Here is an 18,972-nt window from a genome sequence, read left to right on the forward strand (position 1 = left end):
GCAGTCTGAGCAGGGGCACAACAGGAGATAGATAATGATTCGTATTTCGACTTTCACAGGTGCCGCGTCTGTGCTGGCGCTGACCGCAGGCATGGCGCAGGCTGACCCCGCGTTGATGTTCGATCTTGGCGGGAAATTCGACAAATCCTTCAACGAGGCCGCCTATAACGGGGCCGAGCGTTGGCGCGCGGAAACAGGTGGCACCTACCGCGAGATCGAGATGCAGGCCGCCGCACAGCGTGTGCAATTTGCCCGTCGTCTGGCCGAGGCAGGCTCTAACCCCGTGGTTGTCATGGGCTTTCAGAACGCACCCACCTTGGAAGAGGTCGCACCCGATTATCCCGACACATCCTTTGTGCTGATCGACGCTGTGGTGGACCTGCCCAATGTGCGCTCGGTCATCTTCGCCGAGCATGAGGGCAGCTATCTGGTCGGTATGCTGGCGGCGATGGCGAATGAGACGGGCACCATCAGTTTCGTTGGCGGCATGGAAATTCCGCTGATTGCGTCCTTTGCATGTGGCTATGCGCAAGGGGCCAAGGCCGTTAACCCCGACATCAATGTGATCGTCAACTATACAGGCGACACGCCTGCCGCTTGGAATGATCCGGTGCGGGGCGGAGAAATTGCCCGCGCGCAGATTTCGCAGAACTCTGATGTGGTGTTTGCAGCAGCGGGCGGAACGGGCCTTGGCGTACTGCAAGCCGCCGAGGATGCGGGCGTGTTTTCCATCGGTGTCGATTCCAACCAGAACCATCTGCACCCCGGCTCGGTTCTGACCTCAATGCTGAAACTGGTGGATCAGGCGGTTTATGATGCGTTCACCGATGGTCCCGGTCTGGAAGCGGGCGTCGTCCAGATGGATCTGGCCGCTGGCGGTGTGGGATATGCAATGGACGAGCATAACGCCGATCTGATCAGCGATCAGATGCAGGAAATGGTCGAGGCTGCGAAAGCGGCCATCAGCACTGGCGAATTGGTCGTGCATGATTACCGCGTGGACAGCGTCTGCCCGGCATTCTGATACAGGCATGGCCCAGTCACAGACAGAAATGATGCGGCAGGACACTGCCGCATCCAGCCCGCTCGCGATTGAGTTGCGGGGAATAAGCAAGGCATTTGGGCCGGTTCAGGCCAACAAAGACATCTCGATCCGAGTGCGCCGTGGCACGATCCACGGCATCGTGGGCGAGAATGGCGCGGGTAAATCGACGCTCATGTCTATCTTGTATGGGTTTTATCGCGCCGATTCTGGCGAAATCTTTATCAATGGCCAACATACTGAAATTCCAGATAGCCTGTCCGCTATTTGCGCAGGCGTTGGTATGGTGTTTCAGCATTTCAAACTGGTCGAGAATTTTACGGTGCTGGAGAATGTCATTCTGGGTGCCGAAGCTGGCGCGCTTTTGCGCCCTTCATTGGCCAAAGCGCGCGGGTTGCTGAAAGATCTGGCGCGCGAGTTTGAGTTGAATGTCGACCCCGACGCCCTGATCGAGAACCTGTCTGTCGGCCACCAGCAACGTGTTGAAATCCTGAAAGCCCTGTATCGAGAGGCGGATATTCTTATTCTGGACGAGCCGACTGGCGTGCTGACCCCGTCCGAGGCTGACCACCTGTTCCGCATTCTGCGCGGATTGAAAGAACAGGGCAAGACGATCATCCTGATTACGCATAAATTACGTGAAATCATGGATGTAACGGACGAAGTTAGTGTAATGCGGCGCGGTGAGATGGTCGCCACGCGCACCACGTCTGAAACAAGCCCAACTGAACTGGCTGAGTTAATGGTGGGGCGTAAGGTGTTGTTGCGGGTTGAGAAAATGCCCGCCAATCCCGGTGATGAAGTGCTGCGCGTCGAAGATCTGCGGCTGGTCGATGCACAAGGCGTCGAGCGGCTGCGCAGCATCGGTTTTTCGCTGCGCGCAGGCGAGATTGTGGGCATTGCGGGCGTCGCTGGCAATGGCCAGTCGGAATTGCTGGAGGTGCTCGCCGGCCTGCGCCCCGCAACAGGTCAGGCATGGCTAAAAGGCGCCGAGCTTCCGCTTTCAGGGTCGAAATGCGATGCGCAGGCGCGGCGCGCAGTCCGGATTGCCCATGTCCCAGAGGACCGCCACAGGCGCGGGCTGGTGCTCAATTTTCACGCATGGGAAAACACGGCCCTCGGCTATCACCATGACCCGGCCTATAATCCGACACCTTGGAAAATGGACAATCCCGCCATTATCCGAGAAACCGAAGCCAAGATGGCTGCCTTTGACGTGCGCCCGCCTGACCCGCAACTGAAAGCCAGCGGGTTTTCGGGCGGCAACCAGCAAAAAATCGTCCTTGCCCGCGAGATCGAGCATGAGCCGGATCTGCTGTTGGTGGGCCAGCCCACACGCGGGGTCGATATTGGCGCAATCGAGTTTATTCACCAAAGACTGATCCGTCTGCGCGACGCCGGGGCCGCGATCTTGCTTGTCTCGGTCGAACTGGATGAAATCCTGTCCCTGTCTGACAGGATCATTGTGATGTTCGACGGGCGGATCATGGGCGAGCGGCTGCCAGACCAGACGAACGCGCAGGAACTGGGGCTGATGATGGCGGGCATGGCATGAGCAGGGGGCGCATTCCGCATTGGGCCGATGTGACACTTGTGCCGCTTACCTCGGTGGTGCTTGCGTTTATCATTTCGGGTATCCTGATCTGGGCGATTGGCGAAAGCCCGTGGGGCGCGTTGAAGCTGATGGTCGAAGGGGCGTTCGGGTCCAGTTACGGCTGGGGTTACACGCTCTATTACGCCACGAATTTCATCTTTACCGGGTTGGCGGTGGCTGTGGCGTTTCAGGCGCGGCTGTTCAATATCGGCGGCGAGGGGCAGGCGCTTGTTGGGGGCCTTGGGGTCGCGCTGGTCTGTCTGTATATCCCGTGGCCGCATTGGTCGCTGGCACTGATCGCGGCCAGCCTTGGCGCGGCGGTGTTCGGGGCAGGCTGGGCGCTTATTCCGGGCTATCTGCAAGCGCGGCGCGGCAGCCATATCGTGATTACCACGATCATGTTCAATTTCATTGCGGCCTCGCTTTTGGGCTATGTGCTGGTCAATGTCCTGCGCCAGCAAGGCTCGCAAGACCCGTCATCGCCGCGGTTTCCTTCTGACACGGCGTTGCCGAAACTGCATGAAATACTTGGCGTATTCGGGATTCCGTTTTCGACGGTGCCGCCGGTGAATATCTCGCTGCTGATCGCGGTGGCGATGTGTTTCGCGGTCTGGTTCATGCTGTGGCGCACGCGGTTGGGCTATCAGATCCGTGCCTTTGGCGAATCCGAGCCTGCGGCGGAATATGCCGGTATCAGCCCGGTACGGATCACGATTTATGTTATGCTGATTTCCGGCGGGCTGGCGGGGTTGATGGCGGTCAATTCGGTGATGGGCGAACAGCAGCGACTGGTCCTGAACGCGGTGGAAGGCGCAGGCTTTATCGGGATTGCCGTCGCGCTGATGGGCCGGAATCACCCTTTGGGTGTGTTTCTGGCGGCGGTTTTGTTCGGGTTTCTGTATCAGGGCGGCGCAGAGCTGGCCCTTTGGACAGGAATTCCGCGTGAATTGATCGTTGTGATTCAGGCGCTTGTGATCCTGTTCACAGGCGCGCTTGATAATATGGTGCGCATTCCGATTGCGCGGCTGTTCGCGTTGCGGGGGGCACGGTGATGGACCTGATGGTATTGGTACAGGTTCTGGACTCGACCATGCGTCTGGCAACGCCCTTACTGTTTGCCTGCCTTGCCGGGCTGATATCCGAGCGCGCGGGTGTCTTTGACATCGGGCTGGAAGGCAAGATGCTGGCGGCGGCCTTTATGGCGGCTGCGATTTCCTATGTCTCGGGCAATGTCTGGATCGGGGTTGTGGCCGCCGTTGGGGTATCGGTCGCAATGGCGCTGATCCATGGGCTGGCCTCGATCACATTTCGGGGCAACCAGTTGATCTCTGGTGTAGCGATCAATTTTCTCGCGGCAGGCATTACGGTGGTCATCGCCCAAAACTGGTTTCGCCAAGGCGGACGTACCCCCTCGCTTTCAGGTGATGCGCGCATGGCGCGGATTGATCTGCCCTTTGCAAACGCGCTGCGCGACGTACCGGTGATCGGGCCGATCTATCACGGCATTCTGTCAGGCCATGCGTTGCTCGTCTATGTCGCGCTGCTCTGCGTGCCGCTGACATGGTACATGCTGTTTCGCACGCGCTTCGGGTTGCGTCTGCGCGCGGTGGGTGAAAACCCGGCGGCGGTGGACACAGCAGGCGTTTCCGTTGTGGCGTTGCGCTGCGGGGCGGTGGCGATCTGTGGTGTGTTATGCGGATTGGCGGGGGCATATCTGTCCACGGGCCTGTCGGCAGGATTCGTCAAGGACATGACGGCAGGGCGCGGGTTCATCGCGCTTGCGGCGATGATTTTCGCCAAATGGCGACCGTGGCACGCCTTGGGCGCGGTGTTTTTGTTCGGATTGCTGGAAGCTGTGGCCAACAGGTTTCAAAACATCGACATTTTTGGGTTCAATTTGCCTGTGCAGGCCATGCAGGCCTTGCCCTATATCCTGACCGTTGTCATTCTGGCAGGGTTCGTGGGCAGGGCGATCCCGCCGCGCGCCGGTGGCGCTGCATACGTCAAGGAACACTAACCGGCCCCAATTGGCCTTGAGACAGGCATGCAGATCTATCTGCCCATCGCCGAGACATCCGTAAACGCCTTCACCCTGCTGGGTGTCGGCGGCGGTGTTGGTGTGTTGTCTGGCATGTTCGGCGTGGGGGGCGGATTTCTGATCACGCCGCTTTTGTTTTTCATCGGCGTGCCGCCTGCGGTTGCAGTGGCGACCGGTGTCAATCAGGTTGTCGCCTCGTCTATCTCTGGCGTGCTGGCGCATCTCAAGCGCAAGACTGTTGATCTGCGCATGGGCACTGTGCTGTTGATCGGGGGGCTGATCGGCTCGCTTGTCGGGATATGGTTTTTCAACTTGATGAGCAGGCTGGGCCAGATCGACCTGATCGTGCAGCTGTCTTATGTCATTTTCCTTGGCATCATCGGCGCGCTGATGCTGCAAGAAAGCCTGCGCGCGCTTCTGCGCTCCAAGAACCCGAATGCGGCACGACGAAAGCTGCATACGCATATCTGGGTGCATAACCTGCCCATGAAGATGAAGTTTCGTACGTCGGGGCTGTATATCTCGGTGTTTCCGCCACTTCTTGTCGGGGTCGGGGTTGGTATTCTTGCTGCGATCATGGGCGTTGGGGGCGGGTTCGTGCTGGTGCCTGCGATGATCTACCTGCTGGGTATGCCCACCAAGGTGGTGATCGGCACATCCTTGTTTCAGGTGACATTCGTGGCGGCCTTTACCACGATGATGCACGCTGTCACCAACCAAAGCGTTGATGTGATGCTGGCGATCTTTCTGATCCTTGGCGGGGTGATCGGCGCGCAGGTTGGCACGCGGATCGGCCTGAAGTTGCCTGCCGAGCAGTTGCGCATTTTGCTGGCACTATTGGTGCTGGCTGTCTGCGGAAAAATTGCGTTCGACCTGCTTTGGACACCGTCAGAGTTTTACTCGATCAGCGTCAAGGGGCGGTTCTGATGCGTGTGGTGCTGGCACTTTTCCTGTTTCTGAGTGCGCTGCCCTTGCGCGCAGAGGAGGTGATTGTCGGCCTCAGTCAGAACCGTGTGTCCCTTACGGTAAATTTCGAAGGCTCTGAGATTCTGATTTTTGGGGCCGTGCGGCGCGAAATGGCGCTGCCAGAGGATTCCGCGCTGGATGTCATCGTCGCAATCGAAGGGCCACCCCAGCAGGCAACCATCTGGCGCAAGGCGCGGCGTGCGGGCATATGGGTGAATACCGAAGGCCAAGAGGTGCGCGCCGCACCCAGCTTCTATGCTGTTGCAACGACAGGCCCGCTGAGTGAAATTCTATCCGCAGATGCCGATCTGACACATCGGATTTCAACCCGCCTTGCGATATTCGAGGCGCGCAGCGGTGTGGACCGCACCGACCCCGCCGCATTCACCGAAGCGCTGATCCGCATACGCGAAGCCGAAGGGCTGTATCAGCAACGCGAAAGCACGGTCGATCTGCAACGCGACACATTGTTCAGCACGCGCCTGACCTTGCCCAAGACCATCGTCGAAGGGTCTTATGCTGCGCGGATATTCCTGCTGCGCGATGGCGATGTCATTGACGAATTCGAGACATTCATCGATGTGCGCAAGGCCGTTCTGGAACGTTGGCTGACCAATCTGGCCTATGACCAGCCGTTTCTATACGGATTGCTGGCGCTGTTTCTGGCGGTATTTTTCGGCTGGGGCGCATCGGCTTTATTCCGGTTCCTGCGCAGTTGATCTGGCCGAGCAGCACCGGCAGAGCAACCCTGCGTCAAAAGGCGCGGAATGTCATCGTTGTGACGGTGCGGCTGATGCCCGCTATGTCGAACAGCCGATTGGTCAGGTAATGGCCTACATCTTCGTCTTCGGGGATATAGACCTTCGCAATCAGATCAAATTCGCCAGAGGTTGAATACAACTCCGAGACGACCTCGCGGTCATAGATTGCATCGGCGACCTCATAGGTCTTGCCGGGCTGGCAGCGGAACTGGACGAAAACGCAGCGCATCAAACTCTCCTGTCACGTGGCAAACTTAGCTTGGCCTATGTGTTGAAGCAACGCGGCGCATATGGCAAGCCTTGACGCTTTGCGCGGATACAGGAAATGTCAGCTCTCCGAGGCGAGCGCCAAAGGGGCAGGGGGGGCGCCCAGATCATCCGTTGAAAGCGGCGTTTGCGGGCGCGCGAGGCGGTTGCGAATAACCCAATGCAGCCTGTGTTCTGCTCGGGTGATGGCGACATAGGCCAGACGCTTCCACAGGGGGATGCCCGCCTCTGATCGGCCAGCGCGGGCGGCGGCGTACAGATCAGGTGCAAATACCTGCACATCGGGCCATTGTGACCCTTGCGCCTTGTGAATCGTGACAGCCGCGCCATGCACAAAGGCAGCACCCATCGTGGCGGCATAGGGGATAAAGGGTTCTTCTTCGGGGTCCGTCTCGATCTTGATGATGGATGCGACAGAAATCTGCGGCTCTTCCGCGCCAAAAATATGCAGGCGCGAAAAGCCGGGTTTGCGACCGGGGCCAAGAAAGACCACTTGCGCACCCTTGATCAGCCCGCGCGCTTCCAGATCAATGCGTTTCTTGCGGTGCTTGAGCGGCAACTCCAACCCGTCGCAGATAAGCGGCTCTCCGGCGATCAACTCGGTTTCGGGTGCGCCATGCGCGCTGCGAAAGGCGTTGATCAGGCGCAGGCGGGTGGCATTGCGCCACACCAACACAGGCGAGCGTGCCATAAGATCGCTGTTCACACGCTCTGCCAGTTGTACGCGTTCATCCTGACGCGCGGCATTCTGAATCTTGCTCTCGAATTCCTCGAATCCCATATCCGGGTCGGCCAGCGCATGGGCCAGATCCAGAATCGGGTTGTCTTGTGCCTGGCGGTGAATGCGTGACAGGCGCAGTTGTGCGGGGGCGGGCAATTTGTCGAACACCATTTCCCCCGATTGGCCCACAGGGGCAAGCTGCGCCGGGTCACCAAACAGGATCAGGGTTGAAAACAGTTCTTGTAGGTCTTCCAACTGGCGCGCATCCAGCATCGAGCTTTCATCGACAAAACCGATATCAAGCGGTTCTTCGCGCCGTTTCCAGCCGGTAATGAAGTCCGACCCGCGCAGGCCCGCGGCAGCCAATGCGCCGGGAATGGATTTGACCTGTGCATAGAATGCGTGGGCGCGGTCCAGCGCTGTATCATTCAGCCCTTCGATTGTGGGGCGGGGCAGGTTGCCGGTCAGCCATTCCGCGATGCGTTCATATTCGGGGTCATAGACAGGGGTGTACAAAATGCGGTGGATGGTGGTCGCGGCAACCCCGCGCCCGCGCAGCACAGATGCGGCCTTGTTCGTTGGGGCAAGGACTGCAAGGCTGCGCCGCTCGCGCTTGCGCCGCCCTTCATAGTCGCCGGAAACCAGTTCTACACCCAATTCCAGCAGCGCGCGGGTCAGATCGGCCAGCAGCATGGTTTTGCCGGAACCGGCCTTGCCCATAATCGCCAAGGTCGCGCGCGTCTCTTTCGTCGGGGCAAGGCATTGTCCGTCAGCCAGATTCACCCCTGCCGCTGCCAACACTTCGGCGACGCGGTCCCAGGCTTCGGCTTGATCTTCGGAAAACTGCACGATTGCTTCAGACATGGCGGCAACCTAGCCTATGCAGGCGCAGATGTGCAGCGCATTTCAGCATCAAGCGGCAGAAAACCGTTTGTCAATCGTCCGAACCGGCCACATCTGGGCCATTGGATGCTATAGGCGCCTCGCCCCCTTCGCGTAGGGTGATTTCCAGATGTGCCAGTTGGATTGCCCCGTCCAGATGCTTGGCCAGTTCTGGAAGGCCGGACTGTGCTGCGTAGGTCCGCAGCTCTACCAAAGACTCGATTAACCAGACATGTGACACGCGAAACTGCTCGATCAACGCAGGCTCCGCTACCTGCCAAGGATCAGACTACAGGCCGAGCAGTTAATGCTTGATTGCGCGCAGAAGAAAACCGCCCCGCAGCGCGATGCTACGGGGCGGTGAGGGCAGAGTATTTGCGTAAAATTAGCGCTTCGGGCTGGCTTCAAGCGCATCTTCAAACGTGCGCAAGCCTGTGCGTGGCGACTGGACAAGCACCGCCATGTTCCCCGGCTTGTGTTCGTTGTTATACATCTTCACATGCGCCGCAGGGATTTCTGCCCAAGGAAACACCTCTGACATGCAAGGATCAAGGCGGCGCTCGATCATCAACTGATTGGCGGCCGAGGCTTGTTTCAGATGCGCGAAATGGCTGCCCTGCAACCGCTTCTGGTGCATCCACATATAGCGCACGTCAAAGGTACAGTTGAAGCCGGACGTGCCTGCACAGATCACAACCATGCCGCCCTTTTTCACCACCAGTGTCGAGACAGGGAAGGTCGCCTCGCCCGGATGCTCGAACACCATGTCGACATTGACGCCTTTACCGGTAATGTCCCAGATCGCCTTGCCGAACTTGCGGGCCTCTTTCAGCCACTCATTATATTCGGGCGTGTTGACCTTGGGCAACTGACCCCAGCAATTGAAGTCCTTGCGGTTGATAACGCCCTTTGCACCCTGATCCAGCACGAACTGGCGCTTGCTTTCATCAGAGATGACGCCGATGGCATTCGCGCCCGCAGTGTTGGCCAGTTGGATCGCATAAGACCCAAGGCCGCCCGATGCACCCCAGACCAGCACGTTTTGGCCGGGTTTCAGGTCGTGGGGTTCATGCCCGAACAACATGCGGTAGGCGGTTGCCAGTGTCAGCGTGTAGCAGGCGGCTTCTTCCCAAGTCAGGTGCTTGGGGCGTGGCATAAGCTGCTGCGCCTGAACATTGGTGAACTGTGCAAAGCTGCCATCGGGGGTTTCATAGCCCCAAATGCGCTGGCTGGGCGAGAACATGGGGTCGCCGCCATTACAATGCTCGTCATCGCCATCATCCTGATTGCAATGGATCACGACTTCATCGCCAACTTTCCAGCGCTTGACGGCAGAGCCGACAGCCCAGACGATGCCGGATGCATCAGAACCGGCAATGTGAAACGGCGCTTTGTGTACATCAAAAGGCGAGATCGGCTCGCCCAGACCGGCCCAGATGCCGTTGTAATTGACGCCTGCGGCCATAACCAGAACCAGCACTTCATGGCTGTCGAGTTGGGGCACATCGACCACTTCGATCTGCATCGCCTTTTCGGGTGTGCCGTGCCGCTCGCGGCGGATGGCCCATGCATACATCTGCTTGGGCACAAAACCGAGGGGCGGCATTTCACCGATTTCGTAAAGGTCTTTTTCGGGTGCGTCGTAATGTGCGATGCCGTCCTGAGTATCCAGAGCCATGTATGCCTCCATATGTTATGCCTGATGGGCCTTGGCCCGGTGAATTTGCTGCGTTGCAGAATATCATGCCGCGCTTGCAGTATGGATAAAAGTGGCTGCGCAATAATGCAACCCTATTTTAGCAAATTTTGTAACTTTATGTCTTAGTGTGCATCCGGGTCTTGCAGGGTCTGATGCGGGGTTGTCGCGATTCCAACAGGGGCATCGCATCGTTGCAAGGTCGAGGCGGCGTAAAAGCCCAGAACACTTTCTTCGCCGGCCTTGGTGCTGATCTGCGCACCTTGTACCGTAACAATGCCGCGCAGCTTCAGCGCCGCCAGCCCGTCTGACATAGCGTCAGTGTTTTCCCCGTCTGGCAAATGAATCCATGCCCTGAGCGCATTCAATTCTGCCCGCAACTTTGCGCATTCTGCCTGCAATTGCGCATGCGTACATGTTCCGCCGCAGCGAATGATCGCTGCGGCCACAAAGGGGACAGGCAGCACAGGCACCGCAGACCGAATACGCTGCGTCAGATCCTCTGCCAGCGTTTCGGTGCTGGCATCCGGCGTCGTGGTCATAAACTCGCGCAGTGACAGGGGGGGGCCGTAACACATGGCGGCATATCCGAAGGGGGTGAATGTGCCCCGCAGTTTTCGCCACAAGATACGCAGCGTGAATCCCAGAACCACACGCGCGCGCACCGGAAAGCGCCGGATACCTTGCTGACCCGCCGAGATCAGAACCCTGTCTTCCAGCACCCGGTCATAATTCAACGCAACCGGCACAAAAACCACATCCTGCCCTTCATGCAAATTGAAGCCCCGAACGATGTAATGCAGCAAGCCGCGCTTGGCCTGTCCCACACTGCCCGTCAGGCTTAGGCCACCTTCGGGAAAAATGGCTTGTGTTGTGCCTTGTTGCACTGACATCTGCACATAGCGCGCAAGGATCGCCCGGTAGAGCAGGTTGGAATAGCGCCGGCGAATAAAATATGCGCCCATTGCGCGGATCAGCGCCTTGAGCGGCCAGACCCGCGCCCATTCCCCGACAGCATAACTCAGGGCCGAATGTTTCGACGCAAGCCATGTGATCAGAAAGTAATCAAGGTTTGAGCGATGATTCATAACGAAAATCACCGCCGCGCTGGAGTCGATTTCGTTCATATGGGGGGTGTCTGCGCCCCCAATGCGGACATGATACAGACCTTGGCTCAGGCGTTGCGCCAGCTTGATCGCAAAGCCGAAATAGGTAGCTGTCGAGAAGCCGGGCACGATTTCGCGCGCATAGGACCGGGCTTTCTCGAAGGCGACATTGGGCGGCACGCCTTCGTCGCGGGCATAGGCGCGGACGGCTTCCATGACTTGCGGGTCATAGATCAGCCGCGTGACCTGATCTTGCCTGCGCATGATCTTGAACGGCTCGATCGGGCGCTGCAAATGCGTGTTCAGCTTGGCGACCGCACGTTCCATCCTGCGGCGAAAGAACCACCGCACAGATGGGAAGAGGAAATGCGATGCAAAGGTTACAGCAGCAAAACCAAGTATTAGAATCAGTGCCCACATGGGCAAGGTAACAGTCTGGAACATGGCGACAATCTTGCAGGAATGCGCGGGTTGGTAAATCCCACATGTACCATTCGATCTAAAACAGATGGCCCCGGATTTACGTCCGGGGCCAGCGTTAACTTGTGCTTATGTCGCTACATGCGGCAGCGATTCTGTCGCAAGGCAATTTGCCTGCGTGGTCAGCCGACCAGTTCAAGGCCAGAGAAGTAGTATGCAATCTCTTGCGCTGCGGTTTCTGGCGCATCAGAGCCATGAACCGAATTCTCACCGACAGATTGTGCAAACTCAGCACGAATCGTTCCGGCTGCTGCATCTGCCGGGTTGGTCGCGCCCATAACTTCGCGGTTCTTTGCGATAGCGCCTTCGCCCTCAAGCACTTGCACCACAACCGGAGCAGATGCCATGAATTCGCACAGTTCGTCGTAGAACGGCCGTTCGGCATGGACTTCGTAGAATTTGCCAGCTTGCGCTTTGGTCAGATGGATGCGCTTTTGCGCAACGATGCGCAGGCCTGCCTCCTCAAACTTGGCATTGATCTTGCCAGTCAGGTTGCGGTTGGTCGCGTCGGGTTTGATGATCGACAGCGTGCGTTCAATAGCCATGATACTCTCCAGAAATGTCAATCCGGGCTGCGGGCCCAGTCGTCGCGCGGCTTATCATGCTGCGCAGGAAGAGGGAAGCCTTCTGGCGCGAGCAAGTGGGCGGCATGCTGCAATAAGTTGCCCTATCGGCGCGCAACACGGCGAGATGTTGTGCAGATAGTATTTGTCCGCGCACGGGCGGGTTGATATGTCAGACATATGGCGCATGACGCGCCACAGAAAAATGTCGGGCAGGTCGATATGCAATTTGCAGGTGCAGTGCGAAGACTAAGCACCCCGCATTGGGTGGGGTTCTATAGTCTGGTCGCCCTGTGCTGGAGCGCGCTGTACGCGATGCAATTGCCCGCAGACCTGATCGCAGCGGCAGATTTCTATGGCGCGGATTTTTGGCAAGCGATTTGCCGAGTCGAGCCGGGCCTTGCCGGGGCCCCTAGTATATTTCTGATGTGGGCGCTGATGTCAGTGGCGATGATGGCCCCAACTGTAGTGCCGACATTTGCGACATGGCATGATTTGGTGCAGTCGGGCAAAGCGCCGGGCTTTGCACTGTTGCTGGCGGGGTTTCTTGTGGTCTGGGTGGGCTTTGCAGTGCTGGCAACACTGGCGCAGATCGCGCTGGCGACAGCAGGTCTGGTCAATCCCATCGGCGAAAGCACGCATGCCGCACTCAATGCAGCGCTTTTGGCAGCGGCGGGGCTGTACCAGTTCTCTGCGTTGAAAGAGGCCTGTCTTGCCAAATGCCGCCATCCACTGACCTTCTTCATGCAGCATTGGCAAACAGGGCCGTGGCGCATGGGGCTGCGCTTGGGGGCGGTTTGTCTGGGCTGCTGCTGGGCGTTGATGATGCTGGCTTTCGTTGGCGGCACCATGAACCTGTTGTGGATGGGCGGCGCTATGGGGCTGATGGCGCTAGAGAAATTACCTTCAATTGGCGCGGTACTGACGCGTCCCTTGGGCTATGGGCTGCTTGCGGCAAGTGCGGCAGTCGTGATTTTCAATCTGGGAGGATGGATATGACCGAAACTATGGACAAACCAGCCGTGGGCACTGTGCCTTGGGCGATCAAGGGCGAGTTGATCCTGAACTGCAATTGCACGGTTTTCTGCCCCTGTGTCGTTAGCCTTGGCAAACATGCGCCCACGGAAGGGTATTGTCAGGCATGGGCGGGCGTGCGGATCGACAGCGGCCATTATGGCGACACGGATATTTCGGGTCTGAATGTCGGGCTGTTGCTGGAAATTCCGGGCCTTATGGCGCGGGGCAACTGGCAGGCGGCGGCCTTTATCGACGAGCGCGCGACCGAAGATGCCTATGAGGGGTTGGTCAATATTTTCTCAGGGGCCGCACGCGGCACAACGGGTCTGTTCGGGCTGCTGGTGAGCGAGTTTCTTGGCGCGGAACGTGCCGCCATTTCCTATGAGACAGAGGGCGACAAACGCCGCCTGATGGTTGGCAAGAAAATTCAGGGCGAGGTTGTGCCCGTGCGCGGCGCAGATCCCGACCGCGAGATTGTCGTGACCAACACTGAATATTGGATGGGACCGGATATTACCGTCGCCACCGCCACCAAGGGCCGTGTGCGCGCATTCGGGCGTGTGTGGGATTTCGATGGCCGATCTGCCGAGATATGTCAGATAGACTGGAACGGTCCGGGCCGCTAAAGGCGCATTCGGCACATTCGCACTGAGAGGCATTGCCGAAAGTGGAAATGCTTTCTCAAGGCGGATGGTGAGAGCTGGTGCAACCTTGTCCCAGTCTCATAAGGCGCCGAAACGCGTTGTAAGGTCTGGTCCGGTTTTTGCTGGTTATGTGGTGCCCGGGGGCGGAATCGAACCACCGACACGAGGATTTTCAATCCACTGCTCTACCCCTGAGCTACCCGGGCACGGGTGCATCTTGCGATGCAAAGCGCGTCGTTTTGCGCTGGGTGTGGGTGTCTTATTGCAGGGATTTCAGACTGTCCAGAGGCTTTGATAAAAAACTGTGATCAAGTCTGGCCATCATCCCCAACTGGGTCGGACGGGTCGTCATCTTGCTGGGTCAAAGGCACGGGAATTGTATAATCTTCACGAAACCAGCGCGCCAGATCGACATCGGCGCAGCGGCGTGAACAGAACGGGCGATATGTGGGGTCGGTGGGTTTCTTGCAGATCGGACAACTCATTGCAGCACCTGTCGAAGTGGCATGCGGTCGCGTTTGCGGGTCAGTTCATAATTCCCCAAAGGGGTCCATCCTGCAAGCGTGACATCGCGCCCGTCTTGGCGAAAGGCCGCACGCAAGGACTGCTCAAGGATCTGGCGCTCTTTCTTTGGAAAAGGCGCAAAATCAATCACGATCTGACCGCCAATTCCGCGCAAGCGCACCTGTCGGGGCAGGTCGCGCACACTGGCGATATTGGCCTTTAGCCCTGCGGCGGGGCTGGTATCCGGCCCTGTGTTGACATCAACTGCGATCAGCGCGCGGGTCGTCTCGATCACCATTGTTGCGCCGTTGGGCAATGCCACTTCGGGCTGTAAAAGCTGGTCTATCGCCTCGTCTACATTGTGGCGCGCAAAGCTGCCATCGCTGTCATCCAGACTGTCAGGGGTTGCCCAGTCGCGCCACGCGGCATGATGCGGGGCAGGGGCATCGACAAGGATTTCCGGCGCGCCTTCTGTATCGGCCAGAACCGCCTCGGCGAGCGAGCGCATGTGAACAATATCGGCCAAGACCGTTTCATCCTCGGCCGCGTCGCACGCAGACCGCAGGATCAGCCCGAGCGACGGGTCAGCGCCAGCCATCGCTTCTTGTGCAAGCTGCGACAGTCTCTGGCTACGTTCGGCATCATCAATCTGGCGGGAAATGTTCAGCCCCGGCGCATCAGGCGTGATAATCGCATAGCGGCTTTTGAACATCAGGCGCGTGTTTAGCGGAACAGCTTTGCCCGCCTCTGCCAGCCCCGTCACCTGCACCAGAAGTGACATTCCCGGACGCAACCCGTTGGTCTGACGCAAAAATCCGCTTTGCCCACCGGGCAGATCGACAAATGCGCCACCCAGTCCCTTGACCGGACGCCCCAATTTGCCGCGACACAGGGTTTCGGGCGGCAGCCTGTTGTCATCCAGTGCGATCAGCAATTCTTCCAGCCGTCCATCGACCATCCGTGCCGCTGCTTCGCGGCCCCGGAAATGGTCCAATGCAATGACGCTTCCCTTCATGTGCCCCACCTTAGCCCTGCTGCGCGCAAAAGTTGCGCTGTCTCCATGGCGGGCAGGCCCATCACCCCGGTATACGAACCTTGTATCCACGAAATGAACGCACCGCCACGCCCCTGAATGGCATAGCCGCCAGCCTTGCCCTGCCACTCGTTCGAGGACAGATATTCATTCAAGTCATCATCGGACAACCGCTTCATCTTTACGGCTGTGACTTGCGTGCGCGCCCAAGTTTGTGCGCCGCGCCGCAAGGCCAGCGATGTGATGACATTGTGACGCCGCCCCGACAACAGCAGCAGGAATTGCGCCGCCTGTGCCGCGTCTTCAGGTTTGCCCAGAATGCGACGTCCCAGCGCCACAGTGGTATCGGCCACCAGAACAATATCGTCAGGGTCTGATGGGATCGCATCCAGCTTGGCGCGCGTCACGCGTTCGCAATAGGGGCGCGGCAATTCATTTTTGCGGGGCGTCTCGTCAATATCGGCGGCGGTAATTGCATCGGGTATGATGCCAAGCCCCGCCAAAATATCTTTTCGACGTGGGCTGCCAGAGCCTAGAATCAGGCGCATGGCTTATTTGAAGCGATAGTTGATACGACCCTTTGTAAGGTCATAGGGGGTCATTTCCACCTGAACCTTGTCGCCGACCAGAACCCGGATGCGGTTCTTGCGCATCTTGCCTGCCATATGTGCGTTGATCTCATGGCCGTTTTCCAGCTCGACCCGAAATGTCGCATTTGGCAGAAGTTCTTTCACGACACCGGGGAATTCGAGCAGTTCTTCCTTGGCCATGGTAACTCCATATTTATTTCGCGCACGGAAACCGTGCGCCGCTTAAATGCGCGCAATGCGCGGGGTTTTCAAGCCTTTTATAGGGATTTGCAGTGCTCTACCTGCAATGAAATGCGCGCATGTTGCTCGCTCCAATGTGCGTGGTTCAACACTGCGCCAGAACTGCGCACGCGGGCAATCGCCTCCAGACTGATTTCTGCGCTGGCCCAACCGGGCACATTCAGGGCGGTTTGCGCCAAAATTCCGGTGTCGGGAAAACCCAGATCCGGTGGCCCATAGATCGCAGCGGCGCCCGTGTTCATATCGACAGCAGGGCACCAGTTCGCGGCCCCGACTGTCGGGGAATGAACCGCGATACACTGGTTTTCCAGCGCGCGCGCCATCGCGCCGATCTTGACGCGGTTATATCCGGCCAGTGCTTCGGTCGCGGACGGGGCCAGCAGGATTTCGGCGCCAGAATCCACCAGCGCGCGCGCCAAAAGCGGAAATTCGCTGTCATAACAGATGATTACACCCAGCTTTCCAAGCGCTGTGTCGAACACGCGCAACCCCTGACCAGGGGCAATGTCCCAATCTTCGCGCTCGAACCGTGTCATGATCTGCTTGTCCTGATGCCCGATCACGCCTGTCGGACCATAGAGGATCGCGCGGTTCACAGGGCGGGGGGCTTCGGCCCATGCGGGGCCACTCGCACCCAGAATATGGACGCCATGGGTGTGGGCAAGCTGGCAATGCAGATCAATCACGGCCGCTTCATGGCGGATCACCTCATGCAAAGCGGCTTCCAGATCAGCGGCCACCTCGGCCCCGCCAAGGCTGACCAGTTCCATTGCGCCATATTCCGGAAAGACCAGCAAATCCGCGCCCTCATCGGCGGCACGGGCCACCCAGTCACCAAGTTTTGTTTTGTAGCTTTCCCAGTCAGGCAGGAAATCCAGCGGATAGGCCGCAGCAGCAATTTTCATAGCTCTCGCATCCAGAATTGAAGGGGTTTCACGCTGTCCTGCGCGGCGTCGATGTCGCGCCACGGGAAATGGGCGACAACACCGTCTAGCGGGGCATAGCCACGCGCGCGCCAGAACCCGTCCAGCGGGCGATACCCTTGGGGGCGGGCAGGGTGGTCGGCAGGACGGATGACACTGCAAAAGGCAGCTTTTCTATACCCAAGCGCGCGCGCATGGTCTTCGCGCAGATCAAAGAAGCGATGGCCAGCGCCCTGTCCGCGATACTCGGGCAGCAACACGGATTCGGCGCAGTAAAAGATCGCGTCAGTGTCATATGGGGACTGCTCAAAGGCCTGTGCAAACTCTGCGTCGGCGTCACTCAGCGGCACGCCGGTTGAGGCACCGACCAGTTTTGCGCCGTCAAACGCAGCGGCAACAATCGCGCGCGGGTTGTCACGATATCCGTGCAAATAGCCGCGCTCATAGTCCAGATCGCCCTCGTACAGATAGGGCCAGTCCCGAAACACCCGTATGCGCAATTCGGCCAGCCCGTCCATGATTGGCGCAATTTGCGCGCCTTTCAGGGGTTCTATCCGTAAACTCATGCAGAGACCTGTGTGATCCAGTCTTGTAGGTTATAATATGTGGTAATCCGAGTGATTTTTCCACCGCTCAGCGTGAAAAACGATCCGGCGGGCAAGACATAGCGCTGACCATGTGCTTCGGGCAGGCCGGGATCGGTTTGCAGATATTCACCATGCACCACAAATTCAGCCGCCGCACGGGTGCTGTCTTCGTTCACGAAAACGACCATATCGCGCAATGTCTCGCGGTAGCTGACGCCCATATGGCTGCAAAACTCTGCGAATTTCGCCCGCCCTTCGCGCATCTCACCCTGATTGACAAAATGCTGCACATCATCGCTGACAAGGGCCAACATCGTGTCTGTGTCGCCTGAATTAAAGGCCGTAAAATAGCGCTCAATGATGCTGCTGCTCATGCTCTACCTTTCCGTGGGTGGCCCGAACCGGGCCAGTATATTTTCCTTGATCTGGTCGCGCACCTGCCGATAGGCCGCAAGCTTGGCGTCGCGCGTCTCGCCCAGACCCGAGGGGTCCATGATCGGCCAGTATTCGACGTCGATATGGGCAAAGCGGGTCAGTTCCAGTGCCTGACGCTGGCTCGCGGGCGACAGGGCAACGATCAGGTCAAACCCCGACAGATCATCGCCCCAATCCACCATCTCCTCGAAAGAGCGTGCGCGGTGTCGCTCCAACTCGACCCCGGCTTCAAGGCTGACGGCAACAGAAAACCCATCCACATCGCGGTCATTGCGCACACCGGCGGATTGCACATAGGCGCGCTGGCCATACAGCTTTTTCATCAACCCTTCAGCGATTGGCGACCGAACCGAGTTGTGGTCGCAGCAAAACAGCACCGAGGAAGGAAAGCGTTTCGCCATTCAACCCCCGAAGTGCAAAACGCAAATCAGGGTGAACAAGCGGCGGGCGGTGTCGATATCCATATCGGCCTTGCCCTCCAGCCGTTCCTGAAGAATGCGCGCCCCTTCATTGTGAATACCCCGGCGCGCCATGTCGATTGCCTCGATCTGGCTGGGGGGCAGGCGCTTGACCGCTTCAAAATAGCTGCCGCAAATCTGGTAGTAATCCTTCACCACCTGCCGGAACGGGCCGAGTGAGAGCAGCACCTCGCCCAGACTTAGGCCTGCCTCGTCACACACAGCGATGACCAGACGGCGGTCGCGGATTGCAAGGCGCATGGCAAAGGGGCCGGGTGGGGCCGCTTGTCCGTCACGCGCCAGAAGCATGAAAGAATTATCTTCGAGAAGGTCAAATACAGCGACCTTGCGTTCCTGTTCAATCTCAGGCGTGGGCGTGGGCAGCCCGCTATCATCTATATCTATCTGGCAGATTCGGCTCATTG

General features: G+C 58.5%; 23 protein-coding genes and 1 tRNA gene. 8 read left to right on the top strand and 16 right to left on the bottom strand.

Annotation, left to right across the window (positions count from 1 at the left end; genetic code table 11):
• The first annotated feature begins 34 nt into the window (after nt 1-34).
• Genes BD293_RS06605 through BD293_RS06630 form a run of 6 tightly spaced genes read left to right on the top strand, consistent with a single transcriptional unit; the run spans nt 35 to nt 6,359 of the window.
• A complete protein-coding gene (locus tag BD293_RS06605; RefSeq protein WP_142080406.1) occupies nt 35-1,024 on the top strand; it encodes a BMP family lipoprotein in 990 nt (329 codons plus the stop codon).
• Between the two features lie 7 nt (nt 1,025-1,031).
• A complete protein-coding gene (locus BD293_RS06610; RefSeq protein WP_142080407.1) occupies nt 1,032-2,597 on the top strand; it encodes an ABC transporter ATP-binding protein in 1,566 nt (521 codons plus the stop codon).
• A complete protein-coding gene (locus tag BD293_RS06615; RefSeq protein ID WP_142080408.1) occupies nt 2,594-3,688 on the top strand; it encodes an ABC transporter permease in 1,095 nt (364 codons plus the stop codon). Before BD293_RS06610 ends, BD293_RS06615 begins: the two co-directional genes overlap by 4 nt.
• Nucleotides 3,688-4,653, top strand: coding sequence for an ABC transporter permease (locus tag BD293_RS06620; RefSeq protein ID WP_142080409.1), 966 nt, complete (start codon nt 3,688-3,690; stop codon nt 4,651-4,653). Before BD293_RS06615 ends, BD293_RS06620 begins: the two co-directional genes overlap by 1 nt.
• 27 nt (nt 4,654-4,680) lie before the next feature.
• Entirely contained in the window at nt 4,681-5,601 is a 921-nt protein-coding gene (locus BD293_RS06625) for a sulfite exporter TauE/SafE family protein (protein WP_142080410.1), read from the top strand.
• Nucleotides 5,601-6,359 carry a TIGR02186 family protein gene (locus tag BD293_RS06630; protein ID WP_142080411.1) on the top strand — a complete coding sequence of 253 codons (759 nt, stop codon included), beginning with the start codon at nt 5,601-5,603 and terminating at the stop codon, nt 6,357-6,359. The genes BD293_RS06625 and BD293_RS06630 overlap by 1 nt, the downstream gene beginning before the upstream one ends.
• A 34-nt stretch (nt 6,360-6,393) precedes the next feature.
• Here BD293_RS06630 and BD293_RS06635 read toward each other — a convergent pair whose 3' ends face one another.
• The 6 genes from BD293_RS06635 to ndk form a co-directional block, all read right to left on the bottom strand.
• On the bottom strand, nt 6,394-6,630 hold the full coding sequence (locus BD293_RS06635; protein ID WP_142080412.1) for an Lrp/AsnC ligand binding domain-containing protein: 237 nt from the start codon (nt 6,628-6,630) through the stop codon (nt 6,394-6,396).
• 99 nt (nt 6,631-6,729) lie between these two features.
• Nucleotides 6,730-8,253: an ATP-dependent DNA helicase gene (locus BD293_RS06640; RefSeq protein WP_142080413.1), complete on the bottom strand. Its 1,524-nt coding sequence runs from the start codon at nt 8,251-8,253 to the stop codon at nt 6,730-6,732.
• A 70-nt stretch (nt 8,254-8,323) separates the two neighbouring features.
• A complete protein-coding gene (locus BD293_RS06645) occupies nt 8,324-8,512 on the bottom strand; it encodes a hypothetical protein (protein WP_142080414.1) in 189 nt (62 codons plus the stop codon).
• A 144-nt stretch (nt 8,513-8,656) separates the two neighbouring features.
• A complete protein-coding gene (gene ccrA / locus BD293_RS06650) occupies nt 8,657-9,949 on the bottom strand; it encodes a crotonyl-CoA carboxylase/reductase (protein WP_142080415.1) in 1,293 nt (430 codons plus the stop codon).
• Nucleotides 9,950-10,092: 143 nt separating this feature from the next.
• Nucleotides 10,093-11,517: a 1-acyl-sn-glycerol-3-phosphate acyltransferase gene (locus BD293_RS06655; protein ID WP_142080416.1), complete on the bottom strand. Its 1,425-nt coding sequence runs from the start codon at nt 11,515-11,517 to the stop codon at nt 10,093-10,095.
• 158 nt (nt 11,518-11,675) lie between these two features.
• Nucleotides 11,676-12,098, bottom strand: a complete 423-nt coding sequence (gene ndk, locus BD293_RS06660; RefSeq protein ID WP_142080417.1) for a nucleoside-diphosphate kinase — start codon at nt 12,096-12,098, stop codon at nt 11,676-11,678.
• Between the two features lie 240 nt (nt 12,099-12,338).
• On the opposite strand from ndk, the gene BD293_RS06665 reads away from it, so the two are divergent.
• Entirely contained in the window at nt 12,339-13,115 is a 777-nt protein-coding gene (locus BD293_RS06665; protein ID WP_142080418.1) for a DUF2182 domain-containing protein, read from the top strand.
• A complete protein-coding gene (locus tag BD293_RS06670; RefSeq protein WP_246086233.1) occupies nt 13,112-13,759 on the top strand; it encodes a DUF1326 domain-containing protein in 648 nt (215 codons plus the stop codon). The genes BD293_RS06665 and BD293_RS06670 overlap by 4 nt, the downstream gene beginning before the upstream one ends.
• A 149-nt stretch (nt 13,760-13,908) precedes the next feature.
• Here BD293_RS06670 and BD293_RS06675 read toward each other — a convergent pair.
• The 10 genes from BD293_RS06675 to BD293_RS06720 all read right to left on the bottom strand — a co-directional run bounded on the left by BD293_RS06675 (nt 13,909) and on the right by BD293_RS06720 (nt 18,970).
• Nucleotides 13,909-13,983 (bottom strand) — tRNA-Phe (locus tag BD293_RS06675).
• Nucleotides 13,984-14,085: 102 nt separating this feature from the next.
• Nucleotides 14,086-14,262, bottom strand: coding sequence for a DNA gyrase inhibitor YacG (locus BD293_RS06680; RefSeq protein ID WP_142080419.1), 177 nt, complete (start codon nt 14,260-14,262; stop codon nt 14,086-14,088).
• A complete protein-coding gene (locus BD293_RS06685; RefSeq protein WP_142080420.1) occupies nt 14,259-15,296 on the bottom strand; it encodes a ribonuclease E/G in 1,038 nt (345 codons plus the stop codon). Before BD293_RS06685 ends, BD293_RS06680 begins: the two co-directional genes overlap by 4 nt.
• Nucleotides 15,293-15,862, bottom strand: a complete 570-nt coding sequence (locus BD293_RS06690) for a Maf family protein (protein ID WP_142080421.1) — start codon at nt 15,860-15,862, stop codon at nt 15,293-15,295. Before BD293_RS06690 ends, BD293_RS06685 begins: the two co-directional genes overlap by 4 nt.
• A 3-nt stretch (nt 15,863-15,865) precedes the next feature.
• Nucleotides 15,866-16,084 (bottom strand): translation initiation factor IF-1, encoded by a 219-nt coding sequence (gene infA, locus BD293_RS06695; protein ID WP_071470354.1) that lies wholly within the window; start codon nt 16,082-16,084, stop codon nt 15,866-15,868.
• Nucleotides 16,085-16,161: 77 nt separating this feature from the next.
• Complete coding sequence (locus BD293_RS06700) at nt 16,162-17,049, bottom strand: carbon-nitrogen hydrolase family protein (protein ID WP_142080422.1); 888 nt, start codon at nt 17,047-17,049, stop codon at nt 16,162-16,164.
• A complete protein-coding gene (locus BD293_RS06705; RefSeq protein ID WP_142080423.1) occupies nt 17,046-17,633 on the bottom strand; it encodes a GNAT family N-acetyltransferase in 588 nt (195 codons plus the stop codon). The genes BD293_RS06700 and BD293_RS06705 overlap by 4 nt, the downstream gene beginning before the upstream one ends.
• The gene (locus BD293_RS06710; protein ID WP_142080424.1) at nt 17,630-18,028 is read right to left on the bottom strand and encodes a ketosteroid isomerase-related protein; all 399 of its coding nucleotides are present in this window, start codon (nt 18,026-18,028) and stop codon (nt 17,630-17,632) included. The genes BD293_RS06705 and BD293_RS06710 overlap by 4 nt, the downstream gene beginning before the upstream one ends.
• A 3-nt stretch (nt 18,029-18,031) precedes the next feature.
• Nucleotides 18,032-18,490 (bottom strand): arsenate-mycothiol transferase ArsC, encoded by a 459-nt coding sequence (locus BD293_RS06715; protein WP_142080425.1) that lies wholly within the window; start codon nt 18,488-18,490, stop codon nt 18,032-18,034.
• On the bottom strand, nt 18,491-18,970 hold the full coding sequence (locus BD293_RS06720) for a UPF0262 family protein (RefSeq protein ID WP_142080426.1): 480 nt from the start codon (nt 18,968-18,970) through the stop codon (nt 18,491-18,493).
• Nucleotides 18,971-18,972 lie beyond the last annotated feature (2 nt).

This window comes from Roseinatronobacter monicus, from assembly GCF_006716865.1.
Lineage (GTDB): Bacteria > Pseudomonadota > Alphaproteobacteria > Rhodobacterales > Rhodobacteraceae > Roseinatronobacter > Roseinatronobacter monicus.